Raw genomic sequence first — 17,363 nt, 5'->3', positions numbered from 1 at the left:
TTCCTTCTTGTTGATGGCCGCATAACGTGAAGGAAGGTTCCAGGGTTCCCGGCTATCGAAAAACGTGCGCTGTCCCCGAGACACCGATCATCACCCGATCCCCGGGAAAAAGCGCCTCGCGGCTCGGAATGTCGAGGCGGAAGGAAAACGCTTCTGCGCCACCGAGCGTGATCCGAACATCCGAGGTCGCTCCGCAGAAATTGATCTCCGCTATCGTGCCCGGGGCTCCTTCGCCACTCGCATGCGTCACCGAAATCTGCTCCGGCCGAAGCATGATCTCGGCCTTGCCCCGATAGGCCGTATCGTCGACCGGCAGGAGGCCCAGCGGACTTTCCGCGCGGCCTTCGCCGATCACCGCCGGCAGCACGATCGCCTCGCCGAGGAAGGCGGCGGTCACCGGATCGACCGGCTTCGAATAGACCTCGCGCGGAGTGCCCACCTGCGCGAACTTCCCGGCCCGCATCACCGCCACCTGGTCGGCGAAGGCGAGCGCCTCACCCTGGTCGTGGGTGACGAGCAGCGTGGTGATGCCGGCCGCCGTCAGCACTTCCGTCACCGCCTTGCGGGTGGCGGCGCGAAGTCCCGTGTCGAGCGCCGAGAACGGTTCGTCGAGCAGCATCAGCCTCGGCTTGCGGGCAAGCGCGCGGGCGAGCGCCACGCGCTGCTGCTGGCCGCCGGAAAGCTGGTCCGGCCGACGGGAAAGCATGGCACGGTCAAGGCCCACCATGCCCATCAGTTCCGCCGCCTTCGCCTCCTTGATGGCCCGCTCCGCGTTCAGTCCGAAGCCGATGTTTTGCGCTACCGTGAGATGCGGGAAGAGGCAGCCGTCCTGCGCTACGATGCCGATGCCGCGCTTGTGCGCCGGCACCTGGGCCGAACCGTCCGCCATCAGTTGCCCGCCGAACACGATCATGCCTTCGTCCGGCTGGTCGAAGCCGGCGACGAGGCGCAGCAGCGTGGTCTTGCCGCAACCGGACGGTCCGACGATCGCCGTGCGGCTGCCGGCCGCGACCGAAAGATCGATGCCGTCGAGCGCGGCCACCATGCCGTATCGTTTGCGCAGGGAATTGAGTTGGAGAAGCGTCATCGCCCGGCGATCTTCTTGGACTGGTAGTGGAGAAGCCATATGAGCGGCATGGAAAAGATGACCATCAGCAGAGCATAGGGGGCAGCACCGGCATAGTCGATCTCGCCCGTCAGTGCAAAGAAGGCCATGGCGAGCGTGCGTGTGCCGTTCGGCGCCAGCATCTGCGTCGCCGTCAGTTCGTTGATGATACCGAGCGAGGCGAGCGCCACGCCTGCGGCGGCGCCAGGGGCAGCGAGCCTGACCGTCGTCGACCAGAGCGCATTGCCGGGCGAGCGGCCGAGACTGGCGGCCGCCTGCTCCAGCTCCACGGGCACCTGGGCGATGCTCGCCCTCAGGCTCACCAGCGCCCGCGGCAGGAACATCACGACATACGCGAGCACGATGGTCGCCACCGTCTGGTAGAGCGGCAGCATGACGCGCACGGTGACGGTAACGAGTGCCAGCGCCACGACGACGCCGGGCATGGAACTCGCGAGATAGTAGCAGCCTTCGAGGAAGCGGGTCGCACGGGTCGGCCGGCGCACCGAAAGCCAGGCGATCGGCACGGCTGCAGCGGTCGTCGCAAGCCCGCCGATCAGGCAGATGGCGAGCGTCTGGATGAGCGAAAGCCCGACCTCGTCCATCCGCCAGATGCTTGAGCCCCCGGCGATGAGCCAGCGGCCGATGGTCAGAGCCGGAATGCCGAGCGAAAAGGCAGCGACCGTCAGCGGCAGCAGCAGGCAGGGATATTTCCACTTGCCCAGCCGGATGATCTTCAGTTGGCGCGCGACGCCAGGCCCGAGCCGCGCATAACGGCGGGAACCGCGAAGGCCCGCTTCCAGGCCGAGCAGCACGAAACAGCAGAGAACCAGCACCAGCGCCAGCATATGTGCGGCAGTGCCGTTATAGGTCGACTGGAACTGGTCTATGATCGCCGTCGTAAACGTGTCGAAGCGGATCATCGCGAAAAGCCCGTATTCGGCGAGCAGGTGCAGGCCGATCAAAAGCATGCCGCCGCAAAGCGCCAGCCGAAGCTGCGGCAGCACGACGCGCCGGAAAACGGCGAAGGGCGCAAGCCCCAGCGAGGCCGCCTGATCCTCCAGCGCCGGATCGAGCAGGCGGAAGGCGGCGGCAAGCGGCAAATAGAGGAAAGGGAAATAGGCGACGACCGAGATCGCCACCCCGGCAAAAAGCCCGTGAAGGCTCGGCCACATGCCGATCCAGGCGTAGGAATGCACGAAGGCCGGCACGGCAAGCGGTGCCACCGCGAGCCAGGACCATAGACGTGCGCCCGGCAGGTCGCTGCGTTCGGTCAGCCAGGCAAGCGACACAGCAACCACGGTACAGATCGGAACAGTGAAGAAAATCAGGAGGATGGTGTTGACCATCAATTCACCGACCCGGCCGCGGAAGATGAGCAGCGCGGCCGTTTCCCAACCGGTGACGGCGGTTGCCCACAGCACGAAACCGAGCGGCAGGAGCGCCATCACCGCCACCGCGACCGCGATGGTCAATGTCCAGGACGAGGCCGCCGGCATGCGGCGGCGCGGTGCGACTGGAACACTGGTGTCAGTGATGGAACTCATGGAAGACCCGAAAAACATGAGACATCGCAGGTAAGCCCTGCGATGTCTCCATGCAACACTTATTGCTGAGTATTAGAGCAAACTTATTGCCGCATCTCAGAGGAGGCCGGCCGCCGTCATCATATCGGTCACCTTGGCATTGTTGAGTGTCGAGGGCTCCACCTTCGGCGCCTGCAATTCGTCGAGCGGCACGAGCGCCTTGTTGGACGCTTCACCCTTGCCGACCGCGTATTCGAAGGACGTGCCGTCGCGCAGCACCGCCTGGCCGCCCTTGCCCGTCACCCATTTGAGGAAGGCCTGCGCCTGTTCCTTGTGCTTGGATGAGGCAAGGATGCCGCCGCCGGAGATGGAGACGAATGCACCCGGATCCTGGTTCCTGAAATAATGCAGCGCGACGTTCTTCGAGTTTTCACCGGTCTTCGCCTGGTCGCCGAAATAGTAATAGTGGTAGATCAGCGCGCCCTCGGTCTGGCCGGCATTGACGGCCCTCATCGCGGTGGAATTGCCGCGATAGGCGGTGAAGTTCTCCTTCATGCCCTTGAGCCAGTCCGCCGTCGCCTCCTTGCCCTTGAGCTGCAGCAGCGCGCCGACGATCGCCTGGAAATCGGCGCCCGAGGGAGATGCGGCCCAGCGGCCCTTCCATTCGGGCTTGGCGAGATCGAGCATGGATTTCGGCAATTTGTCTTCGGAAAGTTTCGTCTTGTCATAGGCAAAGACGGTGGAGCGGGCGGCAATGCCGATCCAGTGGCCGTCCGCCGGGCGGAACTGTTCCGGAACCTGCTCGAGCGTCGCCAGATCGACCGGAGCGAAAAGCCCCTTGCCGTCGACCAGCGCCATGGCCGGCGAATTTTCGGTGAGGAACACGTCGGCCGGCGAATTGGCGCCTTCCTGGACGATCTGGTTGGCGAATTCGAGGTCCGAGCCGTTGCGCACGGTCACCGCGATGCCGGTCTCCTCTGTGAAGGCTTCGACCCATTCCTTCGTCAGCCCCTCGTGCTGGGCATTGTAGATGGTGATGCTGTCGGCCACCTGTGCCGAAGCCGGTGTCGACAGTGCGAAGACGGAGAGGGCAAGCGCCGCGGCGCCGGCAAAGAGGGGGGAAGAAGTTTTCAAGGTCGCCTCCAAGCGAGAACTTACGCGGGCTGTCATAGCGAAACACGAGAACAGCGGTCAAGTTAAGGCGCATTCCCAAATATGTGAATGAGGGCGAGGCCAGGCGAATCAGCTATGGCTATTTCGAACGCATCGGGAACGAGCCCGCCGGAAGCAGGAATGCCAGCAGTCGCCTATCTGGAAAAATTGAATGACGCGCAGCGGCGTGCGGTGGAGCATGGATCGGACGTGCCGAAGGGCGGGCCGGCAGGCCCCCTGCTCGTCATCGCCGGCGCGGGCTCCGGCAAGACCAACACGCTCGCCCACCGGGTCGCGCATTTGATCGTTTCCGGCGCCGATCCGCGCCGCATCCTGCTGATGACCTTTTCCCGCCGCGCCGCATCAGAAATGGGCCGCCGCGTCGAGCGCATCTGTTCGCAGGTGCTTGGACCCAATGCCGGCATCATGACCGATGCGCTCGCCTGGGCCGGCACCTTCCACGGCATCGGGGCAAGGCTCCTTCGCATGTATGCCGAACAGATCGGCCTCGATCCGGATTTCACCATCCACGATCGGGAGGATTCCGCCGACCTGATGAATCTCACGCGCCACGAACTCGGCTTCTCGAAGACGGAAAGCCGTTTCCCGACCAAGGGCACCTGTCTGGCGATCTATTCCCGCGCGGTCAATTCGGAGACACCACTGGACGAGGTGCTGAAGGCGCACTTCCCCTGGTGCTCCGCCTGGGAAAAACAGCTTCGGGAACTCTTCGCATCTTACGTCGAGGCCAAGCAGGCCCAGAACGTCCTCGATTACGACGATCTCCTGCTCTACTGGGCGCAGATGATGAGCGAACCGGCGCTGGCGGAAGATGTCGGCGGCCGCTTCGACCATGTCCTCGTCGACGAATACCAGGACACCAACCGGCTGCAGTCGTCGATCCTGATGGCGATGAAACCCGGCGGCCGAGGTTTGACCGTCGTCGGCGACGACGCCCAGTCGATCTATTCCTTCCGGGCAGCGACGATCCGCAACATCCTCGATTTCCCCGGCTCCTTCGATCCGCCCGCCGATATCGTCACCCTCGACCGCAACTACCGTTCGACCAATACCATCCTCGCCGCCGCCAACGGCGTCATCGAGCTTGCCCGCGAGCGCTTCACCAAGAACCTCTGGACCGAACGGCAATCGGAGGAGCGCCCGCGCCTCGTTGCCGTCCGAGACGAGACCGAACAGGCGAACTACATCGTCGAGAAGATCCTCGAAAACCGCGAAACCGGCATGACCTTGAAACAGCAGGCCGTGCTTTTCCGCGCCTCGCATCATTCCGGTCCGCTGGAGGTGGAACTTACCCGCCGCAACATCCCCTTCGTGAAGTTCGGCGGCCTGAAGTTCCTGGACAGCGCCCATGTGAAGGACATGCTGGCGACGCTGCGCTTCGCCCAGAATCCGCGCGACCGCGTCGCCGGCTTCCGCCTGATGCAGCTCATCCCCGGCATCGGCCCGCAGACGGCGGGAAAGATCCTCGACGCCATCGCCGCCGATCCCGAGCCGCTCGCGGCTTTGCAGGAAATCCCCGCCCCGCCGCGTTCGGGCGCCGACTGGCCGGCCTTCGTCGACATGCTGGCCTCCCTGAAACAGGGCACTGCCGGCTGGCCTTCGGAGATCGGCCTTGCCCGGCTGTGGTACGAGCCGCATCTCGACCGCGTCCACGAGGATGCCGAAACCCGCAAGGCCGACCTTTTGCAGCTCGAGCAGATCGCCGGCGGTTATACGTCGCGCGAACGTTTCCTGACCGAGCTGACGCTCGACCCGCCGGATGCGACCAGTGCCGAATCCGGCACGCCCCTGCTCGACGAGGACTATCTCATCCTCTCGACCATCCATTCCGCCAAGGGCCAGGAATGGCGCTCGGTTTTCCTCTTGAACTGTGTCGACGGTTGCATTCCCTCCGACCTCGGCGTCGGCTCGACTGCCGAAATCGAGGAGGAGCGCCGGCTCCTCTATGTCGCCATGACGCGGGCGAAGGATTACCTCCACCTCATCACTCCGCAGCGCTTCTTCGTCCACGGACAGAACGCCCAGGGCGACCGCCACGTCTATGCCGCGCGCACCCGCTTCATTCCGGCAACGCTCCTGCAATTCTTCGAGACCACGTCCTGGCCGGTGGTCGCTCCCATGTCGGACGCCGAACGCCAGGCCCGCCACCAGGTCCGCATCGACGTCACCGCCCGCATGCGCGGCATGTGGCGCTGATTTCATCCTCGTTTGTCCCCTCTCCTGTCGCATTGACTCGCATCATGCCCGATGGGAAACAACCGGCATCGTTCGGATGTCGAGGGAGGGGATCGAATGACCGGCCGCAGGATAGTCTTGGTGCAGGGGGCCTGGGGATCGAGCGCGAGCTGGACGCCGGTCGCCGATCTTCTGCGGGGCATGGGCCATCAGGTCTTCGTGCCGAGCCTGACGGGGCTTGGCGAGCGCATCCATCTCTTTTCCGGCGCGATCAATCTCGACACCCATATCGGCGACGTTGCCGGCCTTATCGAGGCGGAAGGTCTCGATGATTTCGATCTCGTCGGCCATTCCTATGGCGGCATGGTGATCACCGGCGTCGCCGACCGTTTTTCAAGCCGCATCCGGACCCTCATCTATCTCGACGCCTTCCTGCCGTCGGACGGCCAGTCGGCGCTCGACCTTCTCGGCCCGGAAATCGCGCTTGCCAATCTCGCCGCGGCAGGCGAACTCGGCGGCGTCGCCGTGCCGCCCCCGGCCCGCCACGCGACCCGCGTGCCGGAGCATCTGAGGCATTACATGACTGGCCGCTCGCCGCATCCCTTCGCGACCATGATCCAGAAAATCAGGCTGACCGGCGCCCACGAAACCATCGCGAAACGGCTCTACGTCTCGGCCAATATCGATCAGGCGGCGATCTTCTCCGGCATCTACAAGCGCCTGAATGCCGATCCCGGCTGGATGTCGATGGAAGTGCCGAGCGGCCACATGCTGCAGCTCGAAATGCCGGACAAGGTCGCCCGGATCATTCACGAGTTTATCGGGTAAGCGAAACGCTCACCCCTCGGGACGCTCATCCTCCTTGCCGAAAATAGTCTCGATATCGCGAGCACCGTGTAGGATGCGTTCAATGCGGACATCTTCGCCTTCGACCGTATAGAAGACGACATAGCGGCGAAAGGGAAATGCGCGCAGGCCCGCCCACAGTTCAGGCCGTGGCACTCCCATGCGTGGCATATCGACCAGCCGGTTACAGCGGACACGCAATTCCGCGATGACGTGGTAGGCCGCAATAGGATTGTCAGTGTGGATATAGTCGCCGATCTCTTCCAGGTCCTGCACGGCGGCAGGCGAGAATGCGACGGCCATCAGGAACGGCTTCCGCCGTACTTCGCTTCAAGGCGGTCGAAGACCTCATCGGCAGGGATACCTGCACCGCTCTCAATTCCGGCGCGGATATCCTCGCGCAAAACCTGGAGGCGCGCCTGGCGCTGCTCTTCACGTTCCTCCAGAAGGCGCAGGCTGTCGCGCACGACTTCGCTGGCGCTGGCATAACGGCCGCTTTCCACGAGTTCCCGCACAAAGCCTTCATAATGTGGGCCGAGACTGTAGCTGGATGGCATCACATTACCTCTTATCTATCTAATCTTATCAATTTTTGATAAAACCGACAAGACAGATGACAACCGTCACTCCCGCTCCCGCCCGCCTTGGCGCAGTTCCAGAAGCTCGATCTGGATCTGCTGCAGCTCGGCCAGCCGCTCCCATTGCTTGGCCATCTGGTGGTCGATCTTCTCGTGGAGCTGGCGGATTTCGAGCTCGGCGCGCAGGTTGATCATATAGTCGTTCTCGGCCCGCAGGCGGTCCTTCTCTTCCTGCCGCCGCTGGCTCATCATGATCACCGGCGCCTGCAGCGCCGCGACGCATGACAGCACAAGGTTCAGGAGAATGAAGGGAAAGGGATCGAAGGGGGTGGCGAACAGACCGGAAATGTTGAGCGCCATCCATGCCAGCAGGACCGCGATGAACAGCAGGATGAAGGTCCAGGAGCCGCCGAAGGAGGCCACCTTGTCGGCGATCCGCTCGCCGAAGGTGAGGTTGCGGTCGAAAATGACGGCGCCGGCCTGCACCGTCGAAGCCCCCTTCTCGAAACTGTCGAGCACCTGGCGGTCGAGTTGGGAAAGCTCGCCACGCTCCTCGTCCAGCAGCTTTTCCACATAGCGGCGCCGGAAATGGCCGAGATCCTCGTCACAGATCAGGCTTTCGGCGGCGCAATCCTTCACTTCCGCGGCGATCATTTCGTAGAGATGCGGCCTCAGATAGCCGATCCTGTGCAGCTTCCACTTGGGAAAGGTCCGGCCGCAGACGATGCACTGCCCCGTCTTGGCCGATGCCGGATGTCTGTTCATGTCACGCCTCTACATTCCTGATCTCTGTGCGCGCCGCAAGCGGCGCCAGATGGAAGAGCCGCGGCGAGAATTTCTTGAGGAAATCTTCCGAGCGGCCGATATAGATCAGCGTCGAGCCTGTAAGGTCGGCCAGCACGGCCAGAAGCTGTTCGTTGGTGTGAGGTTCCAGGCCTTCCAGCACGTCGTCCATGACGAGCCAGTCCGGCTTGCGCAAGACCGCATTGGCGACCAGCAGCGACACTTCCTCGTCCTTGTCAAGCAGCCGGTCCCAGCGCTCCACGTCGTCCAGCCGGTGGACGAGGCGCCGCAGCCCCACCCTTTCGAGCATTTCGGCCAGCATGTCGTCGTCCGCGCCCGGCAGGCCGTGCGGATAGGTCAATACATCGCGCAGCTTCGCCGTCGGCAGATAGCCCTCCTGGGGCACGAAGATCATGCTTCCAGCCGGCGGCAGGCCGATTTCACCGTGCCCCCAGGGCCATATATGCGCGAGTGCCTGGAAGAAGAGGTGCCGGTCGGCTCCGGGGTCCCCGTTGATCATCACCCGCTCGCCCTGCCCGATGAAGCACTCGCCTTCCCGCACCTGGACGCCGTTCCCCGGCCCGCCGAGATCGGGATTGGCGAAGACGCTCAGCCCGCAGACGCTGATCCCCCCTTCAGTCGGGTTCTCGTGATAGGTGATGACCTTCTCCCCGGCCGCGGGCGCGTCCATGGACAGGAGCGCATTGCGAAAGGAGGAGACGCGCGTCAGCGTCGCACGCCAGTCGGCGATGACGCCGAAATTGTTGACATACCATCTCAGCGCCTGATTGACTTGGTTGAAGGCGCCGACCGCCATCATAAGTCCGCCGAAGGAAAGATCGCCGGAAAAATACATGGGCGATGCGATGATGATCGGCGCGACGAGCGCCAGCCAGCCGAAGCCGGCGGACACCCAGGTGAGATTGGTCAGCGCCCAGGCGACCTGCCGGAGCATTTCGAGCACATTGTCGATCGCCAGATGCACCCTCTCGCGCTCGTTCGCCTCCCCGCGCGCAAGCGAGATAGGCTTCATGTTCTCGTTGGCCCGCATCAGCGCGGCGCGCAGGTCGGCTTCGCGGGCGTAGCGCTCGGCGTTGAGCCGCGGCAGCCGGTCGCCCACCACGTTGCTCAGCCATGATCCGACGAGCGCGTAAAAGACGGTTGCCCAGACCATGTAGCCGGGGATGAAGACCGTCCTTGCGCCGAAATGGAACGTGAAATCCGACGAGATCGCCCAGAGCACGCCGATGAAGCTTGCAAGCAGGATGGTCGAATTGACGAGCCCGATTGCCAGCGCCGTCGTGTTTTCGGCGAGGATACGCGTATCCTCGTGCAGCCGCTGGTCGGGATTGGCCGCGATCGCGCCCGCCCTCGAGAGCTTCATCGCCCGGCCGGGCACGAGCCAGACATCGGAAAGATCCCGCGCCAATCCTTCGCGCATCCGCATCGCGGTGATCTGGTTCAGCCAGGTCTGGATGACGTTCAGCAGCGTCAGGCTGAGCGCGATGACGGCGAAGACCACAAGCTGGTTGAGGAACTCGGGCATGTCCCGACGCTCCAGCGCATCGTAGAAAGGCCCGTTCCATTCGTTCAGACGATATGTCGCGTAGGTGGTCGCGAAGATCACGATGAGCAGCGCCGCCGTCAGCACCAGAACGCGATTGCGAACCGGCGCTGTCCAGAAAGCGCCGACCATCATGCGGAGTTGGCCGCCCAGGGGAAGCTCGTAGGCTTGAAGCATCACCTTACTGTCCGTCATCCTTTGCCGCTCTTTTTCGTAGTGCCGATATTTGTGACTTCCTAACACGCTTAACATAGTCATTCATTGATATGGCTACCTCTCCCGACGTTGCTCCAATGACTTTTGTTTGCATGCGGATGTGATCCATGATAATGACTGTCCAGTCAGTCATAAATATGTCGAGACGACATGGCAGCGAAGAAAAGAGAAAAGCGCGATCCGCAGCAGCGAAAGGCGGATATCCTGGGCGCTGCCTTCGCGCTGTTTGCCGAACGCGGTTTTGCCGCCACCCGAATGGAGGATGTCGCGATCCGCGCCGGCATTGCCAAGGGCACGGTCTACCTGCATTTCCCGGACAAGGAAGCGCTGTTCATCGAGCTTGTTTCGGGCATCGCCTCGCCGATCCTTGGCGAGATCGACGGGCTTGTGCAGAACGAGGCGATCCCGCCGCGGCTTGCCGTTTCGATATTCTACGCCCTCGTCAGGCGCGAAGTGCTCGAGACCGAACGGCGGCATCTCCTCCGGCTGGTCCTGGCGGAAGGCCCGATGTTCCCGGGCGTGACGGAATTCTACCACCGCGAGATCATTTCGAAGGGCCTCGGCGTTCTGCGGATCCTCCTGCACCGAGCCGCCCGGCGCGGCGAATTGCGCAATCCGGCGGTCGCCGAAATGCCTCAGCTCGTTATTGCGCCGGCTTTGATGTCGATCATCTGGTCGACGCTCTTCGAGCGCTACGAACATCTCGACACGCAAAAACTCTTCGACACTTTCCTCGACACGCTCTTCCTGCCGGAAAGGGCAGCACAATGAAACGCATCCTCGCCGTCGCCCTCGTCGCCGCAGCCGCGCTTGCAGTGCTCCCTTTCCTGCTCGCCGAAAGCGGCGATCGTGCCTATCAGGGCTGGGTCGAGGCGGATACGCTGTTCATCGGCGCGGAAAGCGCCGGACGCCTGACGGCGCTCGATGTCGCCGAGGGTGAGGACGTTGCCGCCGGCGCACCGCTCTTCAGGCTGGATGCGTCGAGCGAGGAGGCGGCGGTCGCCGCCGCCCGCGCTGCCCTTGCCCGCTCCCAGGCCGAACTCGATCTGGCCGAAGCGGCCCAGAAACGGCCCGAGGAGATCGACGTCCTGCGTGCCTCCGAACGCGAGGCTACCGCCCGCCTGGAACTCGCCAAACAGGATCTCGACCGCACGCGCGTCCTGGTGGAGCGCGGCACCGCAACCCAGGCGAGCCTCGATACGGCGATCGCCACGGAAGCAGCCAACCGCGCCTCGCTCGACAGCGTCCGAAGCGAGATCACCCTCGCCAACCTGCCTGTCCGCGATGAGCAGCTTCGCCAGGCGCGCGAGGCCGTCGCCGCCGCGAAGGCCGATCTCGCTTCGGCCGAGGCAGCGCTTGCCAAGCGCTCCGTTGCGGCCCCGGCCGCCGGCAGCATCGAGACCCTCTATTACCGGCTCGGCGAGGTCGCGCCATCCGGCCGTCCCATCGTCGCGCTCCTGCCGCCGGAAAACGTCCGCATCCGCTTCTTCGTGCCGGAAACCGAGATTGCAAGGCTTGCGCTCGGCCAGGTGATCCGCGTCGCCTGCGATGCCTGCGAACCGTCGGATGCGAAGATCAGCTTCATCTCCGGCACGACGGAATACACGCCGCCGGAAATCTACAGCCTCGAGGAGCGCGCCAAGCTCGTCTATCGCGTCGAGGCGATACCGGCCGATCCGAAATCCTTCCGGCCCGGCCTGCCGGTGGATGTCTCGGCCGGGGCCCGGCCATGACCGAGGCAACCATGACGGACCCGACAGTGACCGTCGAAGCCCCGGAAACGGTAATCGACGTCCACCACCTGACCAAGAGCTTCGGCGGCCGCAAGGTGGTCGACGATGTCTCCATGTCTGTCAGGAAGGGGCGCATCCACGGCTTCCTCGGCCCAAACGGTTCCGGCAAGACCACCACGATCCGCATGCTCTGCGGGCTTCTCACGCCCGACAGCGGCGACGGCACCTGTTTGGGCTTCGACATCCTGACCGAGAGCGACCGCATCCGCCGCCGCGTCGGCTACATGACGCAGAAATTCTCGCTCTACCAGGATCTCTCGATCCGCGAGAACCTGGAATTCGTCGCCCGCGTCTACGGCCTCTCCGACCCGCGCGGCAAGGCAAGTGCCGCGATCGAGCGTCTTGGTCTGAAAGGCCGCGAAAAACAGCTTGCCGGTGAACTGTCCGGCGGCTGGAAACAGCGGCTTGCGCTCGGCGCCTGCATATTGCCGGAACCCGCCCTGCTTCTCCTCGACGAGCCGACCGCCGGCGTCGATCCCCAGGCGCGCCGCGATTTCTGGAACGAGATCCATGCCCTTGCGACGGAAGGCCTCTCGGTGCTGGTCTCCACCCATTACATGGACGAGGCGGAGCGCTGCCACGAGATCGCCTATATCGCCTATGGCAAGCTTCTCGCCGAGGGCACGGTGGACGAGGTGATCGCCGCCACCGGCCTTTCCACCTGGACGGTGTCCGGCCCGGAGGTCCACCGCCTCCAGCAGGAACTGGAGAAGCTGCCGGGCATCGACATGATCGCCCCCTTCGGCACCAACCTGCATGTCGCCGGCCATGACGAGGCAGCCCTCGAACGGGCGATCGCGCCTTACCGCAACCGCGCCGATCTAAAATGGGAAAAGGACGAACCGACGCTCGAAGACGCCTTCATCGACCTGATGCGCCGCTCGGAGGACAATTTTAGATGACGGTGCCTTCACACGAGACCAGGAACAACAACGGCGGCATATCCTTCGGGCGCTTCTGGGCGATGACGATCAAGGAATTCATCCAGATGACCCGCGACCGGGTGACGCTCGCCACCATGATCATGATCCCGGTCATGCAGCTTTTCCTGTTCGGCTTCGCGATCAACACCACGCCGCACAACCTGCCGACCGCCGTCCTGATGCGCGAGAATACCGATGTCGGCCGCTCGATCCTGGCCGCCCTTGAAAACACCGATTTCTTCCAGATCCGCACCGTCATCACCCGCGCCGAGGACATGGACGAACTGCTGGAATCCGGCCGCGCGCTCTTCGTCGTCGAAATCCCGGAAGGGTTCGAGCGGGCGCTCCGCCGCGGCGAGACCCCTGCCCTGCTCGTCGCCGCCGACGCCACCGATCCGGTCGCGTCGAGCTCCGCGCTCGGCGCACTGTCCGGCATCATCACCACGGCACTTGCCAACGACCGGCAGATCGAGTTTTCGGAACCCACCAAACCGGCCTTCAAGGTCATCCAGCACCGCCGCTACAACCCGGCCGGCTCCTCGACGCTCAATATCGTGCCCGGCCTGCTCGGCACGATATTGACGATGACGCTTCTGATCTTCACCGCCCTTTCGGTGACCCGCGAGACCGAACGCGGCACGATGGAGAACCTGCTCTCCATGCCGATCATGCCGGTGGAGATCATGCTTGGCAAGATCACCCCTTACGTGCTGATCGGCCTCATCCAGGCGCTGATCATCATCGCCGCCGGCATCCTCGTCTTCCGCGTGCCGATCGTCGGCCATCCGGCCTCGCTCGCCGCGATTACCGGGCTCTTCGTCGTCGCCAACCTGTCGATCGGCTATACGTTCTCGACGCTCGCGACGAACCAGTTGCAGGCCGTGCAGATGGCGATGATGTTCTTCCTGCCGAACATATTGCTCTCGGGCTTCATGTTCCCTTTCGCCGGCATGCCCCAATGGGCGCAGTGGATCGGCGAGGCCCTGCCGCTCACCCATTATATCAGGGTCGTGCGCGCCATCATGCTGAAGGGCGCCGATATCGGTGTGCTCGCCTACGACACGGCAACACTTGCCGGCCTGATGCTCGTCGCCATGTCGATCGCCGTCACCCGCTTCCGCCGGACGCTGGATTGAGGCGAGGCGCGCATTTCGTCAGGATCGTTGTAAGCACCGCCCGCTACAGGGCGCTATGCTCTACATCGAGCACCTGTAATTCCCGATACAGGACAAGCTTCAAATCCGCCTTGCATTATTTTCGTGCAGCGCACAAAATCCTTGCAATCATCATCGATCGGCCAGTGAGCTCAGGCTCTTCGAACGGCCGGCAAGGGGCACAATGGCGATCAAGGCGAGCATCTATCACCTCACCCATTACAAATACGACCGACCCGTCCGTCTAGGACCGCAGATCATCAGGCTGAAGCCCGCCGCCCATTCCCGCACCAAGGTGCTCAGCCATTCGCTGAAGGTGACCCCTTCCAACCATTTCGTGAACCTGCAGCAGGACCCCTACGGCAACTATCTCGCCCGCTACGTCTTTCCCGATCCGGTCACCGAATTGAAGATCGAGGTCGACTTGGTCGCCGACATGACGGTCTACAATCCCTTCGACTTCTTCGTCGAGGAGGAGGCGACCAGATGGCCGTTCGACTATCCCGAAACGCTGGTCGAGGACCTTTCGATCTACCGCAAGCCGGAGCCGGCAACGCCCCTCCTGCAAGCCTTCGTCAATTCGATCGACCAGTCTCCCGATCAGCCGACCGTCGACATGATCGTCGGCCTGAACGCCCGCCTTCAGAAGGAGATCGGCTATGTCATCCGCATGGAGCCCGGCGTTCAGGCGCCGGAGGAGACGCTTGCGACCGCGAGAGGCTCCTGCCGCGACACGAGCTGGCTGCTCGTGCAGTTGCTGCGCCATCTCGGTTTCGCCGCCCGTTTCGTCTCGGGCTACCTGATCCAGCTGACGCCGGACCTCAAGGCCCTCGACGGCCCGTCCGGCACCGAGGTCGATTTCACCGACCTGCACGCCTGGGCCGAGGCCTATCTTCCCGGCGCCGGCTGGGTCGGCCTCGACCCCACCTCGGGCCTCCTGACCGGCGAAAGCCATATTCCGCTTGCCGCCACCCCGCATTACCGCAATGCCGCACCGATTTCGGGCGGCTATTACGGCGAGGCCGAGACGGATTTCGCCTTCGACATGCGGGTCGCCCGCGTCGCCGAGCATCCGCGCATCACCAAGCCGTTTTCCGACGAATCCTGGGAAGCACTGAACGATCTTGGTGAGCAGGTCGACCGCGTCCTCCAGGCGCAGGACGCGCGGCTGACCATGGGCGGCGAGCCGACCTTCGTCTCGATCGACGATTTCGAATCCGACGAGTGGAACACCGCCGCGGTCGGCCCGACCAAGCGGGAAAAGGCCGATGCCCTGATCCGCCGGCTGCGGGAACGTTTCGCGCCGGGCGGCTTCCTGCATTACGGCCAGGGCAAGTGGTATCCGGGCGAAAGCCTGCCGCGCTGGACCTTCTCGCTCTACTGGCGAAAGGACGGCCAGCCGATCTGGCGCGATCCGGACCTGATTGCCCAGGAAGGAAGCGATCATGACGTTACCGAGGATGATTCCGCCAGGCTCCTGACGGCGATTGCCGGCGAGCTCGGCATTGATCCCGATTACGTCGCGCCGGCCTTCGAGGACCCGGCCGAATGGATCATCAAGGAAGGCAGCCTGCCGGAGAATGTCGATCCGTCCAATTCAAAGCTGAAAGACCCGGAAGAGAGAAGCCGCATCGCCCGCGTCTTCGAGCGGGGCCTGACCCGGCCGACCGGCCACGTGCTGCCCGTACAGGCCTGGAACGCCCAAGCGGGGAGAACGGCAAATGGCAAACGCTGGATGAGCGAGAAATGGCGCACCCGCCGCGGCAGGATCTTCCTCGTTCCCGGCGACAGCCCGGTCGGCTACCGCCTGCCGCTCGGCACGCTCCCTTACGTTCCGCCGTCGCAGTTTCCTTATATTCACGAGGCCGATCCCTTCATCCCTCGCGGCCCGCTGCCGGACGTCTTCGTCCCGAGTGGCCGCGCTATGCCGGAAGCCTCGTTCCAGGTGGATGAAACTGCAATTCAGGGCCGTGTCGAACAGACCCTCGGCGACATCGGCGGCGCCGTCCGCACCGCCATTTCGGTCGAGCCGCGCGACGGTCGCCTGTGCGTCTTCATGCCGCCCACCGAGCGGATCGAGGATTATCTCGAATTGATCGCGGCGGCGGAAAACGCGGCGGCCGCGCTCGGCCTCTCCGTCCATATCGAGGGCTATGCGCCGCCGCACGACGAGCGCATCAACGTCATCCGCGTCGCCCCCGATCCCGGCGTCATCGAGGTGAACATCCACCCCGCCGCGAGCTGGCAAGAGACGGTGGCGATCACCACCGCGATCTACGAGGAGGCCCGCGAGAGCCGCCTCGGCGCCGACAAGTTCATGATCGACGGACGCCACACCGGCACCGGCGGCGGCAACCATGTCGTCGTCGGCGGGGCGAACCCGAACGACAGCCCGTTCCTGCGCCGGCCGGACCTTCTGAAGAGCATCGTGCTGCACTGGCAGCGCCATCCCTCGCTCTCCTATCTCTTCTCCGGCCTCTTCATCGGCCCGACCTCCCAGGCGCCGCGCATCGACGAGGCCCGCCACGATTCGCTCTACGAGCTGGAGATCGCGCTTGCCCAGGTGCCGCCGCCCGGACAGGGCATGCCGCCGCTGCCATGGCTGGTCGACCGACTGTTCCGCAACCTGCTGGTCGACGTCACCGGAAATACCCACCGCTCGGAAATCTGCATCGACAAGCTCTTCTCGCCCGACGGCCCGACCGGGCGGCTCGGCCTGATCGAATTCCGCGGCTTCGAAATGCCGCCGAACGCCCGCATGTCGCTTGCCCAGCAGCTTCTCGTGCGGGCGCTCATCGCCCGCTTCTGGAAGAACCCGATCGAGGGCAGGTTCGTCCGCTGGGGCACGGCGCTTGCCGACCGTTTCATGCTGCCGCACTACATCTGGGCCGATTTCCTTGATGTACTGGCCGACCTCCGCGAAAACGGCTTCGATCTCCGTCCCGAATGGTTCAAGGCGCAGCTCGAATTCCGCTTCCCCTTCTTCGGCGAGGTGGAATACGAGGGCTCGAAGCTGGAACTCAGGCAGGCGCTCGAACCCTGGCACGTGATGGGCGAGCAGGGGGCGATCGGCGGCACGGTGCGCTACGTCGATTCGTCGGTCGAACGCCTGCAGGTTAAGCTGGAGACCTCCAACCCGTCGCGCTATACGGTCGCCTGCAACGGCCGTGCCGTGCCGCTGAAGGACGCCGGCGCATCCGGCGTCTCGGTGGCGGGCGTCCGTTTCAAGGCCTGGCAGCCGGCGTCCGGCTTGCATCCGGTCCTGCCGGTTAATACGCCACTCACCTTCGACATATATGATACATGGTCCGGCCGTTCGATCGGCGGCTGCATCTACCATGTTGCCCATCCGGGCGGTCGCCATTATGAGACCTTCCCGGTCAACGGCAACGAGGCGGAAGCGCGCCGGCTTGCCCGGTTCGAACCCTGGGGGCATACGGCGGGGCGCTACGCGCTGATGCCGGAAGCGCCCTCGCCCGAATTCCCGCTGACGCTCGACCTGCGCCGGCCGCGAGGAGTGTAAGAGA

Annotated in this window: 14 protein-coding genes; 7 read left to right on the top strand and 7 right to left on the bottom strand. The window is 64.0% G+C overall.

Features of this window, described 5'->3' with window-relative positions; genetic code table 11:
- Positions 1-52: 52 nt before the first annotated feature.
- From JL39_RS22030 to JL39_RS22020, 3 genes are all read right to left on the bottom strand, one after another.
- The gene (locus tag JL39_RS22030) at positions 53-1,087 is read right to left on the bottom strand and encodes an ABC transporter ATP-binding protein (RefSeq protein ID WP_037155906.1); all 1,035 of its coding nucleotides are present in this window, start codon (positions 1,085-1,087) and stop codon (positions 53-55) included.
- Positions 1,084-2,652: an iron ABC transporter permease gene (locus JL39_RS22025; RefSeq protein WP_037156133.1), complete on the bottom strand. Its 1,569-nt coding sequence runs from the start codon at positions 2,650-2,652 to the stop codon at positions 1,084-1,086. The genes JL39_RS22030 and JL39_RS22025 overlap by 4 nt, the downstream gene beginning before the upstream one ends.
- Before the next feature lie 96 nt (positions 2,653-2,748).
- A complete protein-coding gene (locus JL39_RS22020) occupies positions 2,749-3,765 on the bottom strand; it encodes an iron ABC transporter substrate-binding protein (protein ID WP_037155904.1) in 1,017 nt (338 codons plus the stop codon).
- A 159-nt stretch (positions 3,766-3,924) separates the two neighbouring features.
- Here JL39_RS22020 and JL39_RS22015 point away from each other — a divergent pair, with 159 nt between their 5' ends.
- Both JL39_RS22015 and JL39_RS22010 read left to right on the top strand, forming a co-directional pair.
- Positions 3,925-6,000: an ATP-dependent helicase gene (locus JL39_RS22015; RefSeq protein WP_037155902.1), complete on the top strand. Its 2,076-nt coding sequence runs from the start codon at positions 3,925-3,927 to the stop codon at positions 5,998-6,000.
- Positions 6,001-6,096: 96 nt separating this feature from the next.
- Positions 6,097-6,807: an alpha/beta hydrolase gene (locus JL39_RS22010; protein ID WP_037155900.1), complete on the top strand. Its 711-nt coding sequence runs from the start codon at positions 6,097-6,099 to the stop codon at positions 6,805-6,807.
- A 9-nt stretch (positions 6,808-6,816) separates the two neighbouring features.
- On the opposite strand, the gene JL39_RS22005 is transcribed toward JL39_RS22010, so the two are convergent.
- The 4 genes from JL39_RS22005 to JL39_RS21990 form a co-directional block, all read right to left on the bottom strand.
- Positions 6,817-7,128 carry a type II toxin-antitoxin system RelE/ParE family toxin gene (locus tag JL39_RS22005; protein WP_037155899.1) on the bottom strand — a complete coding sequence of 104 codons (312 nt, stop codon included), beginning with the start codon at positions 7,126-7,128 and terminating at the stop codon, positions 6,817-6,819.
- Complete coding sequence (locus JL39_RS22000) at positions 7,128-7,382, bottom strand: type II toxin-antitoxin system ParD family antitoxin (RefSeq protein ID WP_037155896.1); 255 nt, start codon at positions 7,380-7,382, stop codon at positions 7,128-7,130. Before JL39_RS22000 ends, JL39_RS22005 begins: the two co-directional genes overlap by 1 nt.
- 66 nt (positions 7,383-7,448) lie before the next feature.
- A complete protein-coding gene (locus tag JL39_RS21995; protein ID WP_037155893.1) occupies positions 7,449-8,168 on the bottom strand; it encodes a DUF1003 domain-containing protein in 720 nt (239 codons plus the stop codon).
- 1 nt (position 8,169) lies between these two features.
- Positions 8,170-9,945, bottom strand: a complete 1,776-nt coding sequence (locus JL39_RS21990; RefSeq protein ID WP_037155890.1) for an ABC transporter ATP-binding protein/permease — start codon at positions 9,943-9,945, stop codon at positions 8,170-8,172.
- 171 nt (positions 9,946-10,116) lie between these two features.
- Between JL39_RS21990 and JL39_RS21985 the strand changes: the two genes are divergently transcribed.
- From JL39_RS21985 to JL39_RS21965, 5 genes are all read left to right on the top strand, one after another.
- A complete protein-coding gene (locus tag JL39_RS21985; protein WP_037155887.1) occupies positions 10,117-10,737 on the top strand; it encodes a TetR/AcrR family transcriptional regulator in 621 nt (206 codons plus the stop codon).
- The gene (locus tag JL39_RS21980) at positions 10,734-11,699 is read left to right on the top strand and encodes an HlyD family efflux transporter periplasmic adaptor subunit (RefSeq protein ID WP_037155884.1); all 966 of its coding nucleotides are present in this window, start codon (positions 10,734-10,736) and stop codon (positions 11,697-11,699) included. The genes JL39_RS21985 and JL39_RS21980 overlap by 4 nt, the downstream gene beginning before the upstream one ends.
- Before the next feature lie 11 nt (positions 11,700-11,710).
- On the top strand, positions 11,711-12,661 hold the full coding sequence (locus JL39_RS21975) for an ABC transporter ATP-binding protein (RefSeq protein ID WP_037156132.1): 951 nt from the start codon (positions 11,711-11,713) through the stop codon (positions 12,659-12,661).
- Positions 12,658-13,818: an ABC transporter permease gene (locus JL39_RS21970; protein ID WP_037155881.1), complete on the top strand. Its 1,161-nt coding sequence runs from the start codon at positions 12,658-12,660 to the stop codon at positions 13,816-13,818. Before JL39_RS21975 ends, JL39_RS21970 begins: the two co-directional genes overlap by 4 nt.
- A 202-nt stretch (positions 13,819-14,020) precedes the next feature.
- Positions 14,021-17,359 (top strand): transglutaminase family protein, encoded by a 3,339-nt coding sequence (locus JL39_RS21965; protein ID WP_037155878.1) that lies wholly within the window; start codon positions 14,021-14,023, stop codon positions 17,357-17,359.
- Positions 17,360-17,363: the final 4 nt, after the last annotated feature.

This window comes from Rhizobium sp. YS-1r (assembly GCF_000757525.1).
Classification (GTDB): domain Bacteria; phylum Pseudomonadota; class Alphaproteobacteria; order Rhizobiales; family Rhizobiaceae; genus Neorhizobium; species Neorhizobium petrolearium.
The sequence above is the reverse complement of the archived record's forward strand: the minus strand, read 5'-3'. Positions and strand labels throughout refer to the sequence as shown.

What these genes read in the sequence shown, in the direction of transcription:
- JL39_RS22025 (WP_037156133.1), bottom strand. Translation starts at nt 2,652, where the DNA reads ATGAGTTCCATCACTGACACCAGTGTTCCAGTCGCACCGCGCCGCCGC.
- JL39_RS22000 (WP_037155896.1), bottom strand. Translation starts at nt 7,382, where the DNA reads ATGCCATCCAGCTACAGTCTCGGCCCACATTATGAAGGCTTTGTGCGG.
- JL39_RS21985 (WP_037155887.1), top strand. Translation starts at nt 10,117, where the DNA reads ATGGCAGCGAAGAAAAGAGAAAAGCGCGATCCGCAGCAGCGAAAGGCG.
- JL39_RS22030 (WP_037155906.1), bottom strand. Translation starts at nt 1,087, where the DNA reads ATGACGCTTCTCCAACTCAATTCCCTGCGCAAACGATACGGCATGGTG.
- JL39_RS21970 (WP_037155881.1), top strand. Translation starts at nt 12,658, where the DNA reads ATGACGGTGCCTTCACACGAGACCAGGAACAACAACGGCGGCATATCC.
- JL39_RS21990 (WP_037155890.1), bottom strand. Translation starts at nt 9,945, where the DNA reads ATGACGGACAGTAAGGTGATGCTTCAAGCCTACGAGCTTCCCCTGGGC.
- JL39_RS22015 (WP_037155902.1), top strand. Translation starts at nt 3,925, where the DNA reads ATGCCAGCAGTCGCCTATCTGGAAAAATTGAATGACGCGCAGCGGCGT.
- JL39_RS22010 (WP_037155900.1), top strand. Translation starts at nt 6,097, where the DNA reads ATGACCGGCCGCAGGATAGTCTTGGTGCAGGGGGCCTGGGGATCGAGC.
- JL39_RS21975 (WP_037156132.1), top strand. Translation starts at nt 11,711, where the DNA reads ATGACGGACCCGACAGTGACCGTCGAAGCCCCGGAAACGGTAATCGAC.
- JL39_RS21995 (WP_037155893.1), bottom strand. Translation starts at nt 8,168, where the DNA reads ATGAACAGACATCCGGCATCGGCCAAGACGGGGCAGTGCATCGTCTGC.
- JL39_RS21965 (WP_037155878.1), top strand. Translation starts at nt 14,021, where the DNA reads ATGGCGATCAAGGCGAGCATCTATCACCTCACCCATTACAAATACGAC.
- JL39_RS21980 (WP_037155884.1), top strand. Translation starts at nt 10,734, where the DNA reads ATGAAACGCATCCTCGCCGTCGCCCTCGTCGCCGCAGCCGCGCTTGCA.
- JL39_RS22005 (WP_037155899.1), bottom strand. Translation starts at nt 7,128, where the DNA reads ATGGCCGTCGCATTCTCGCCTGCCGCCGTGCAGGACCTGGAAGAGATC.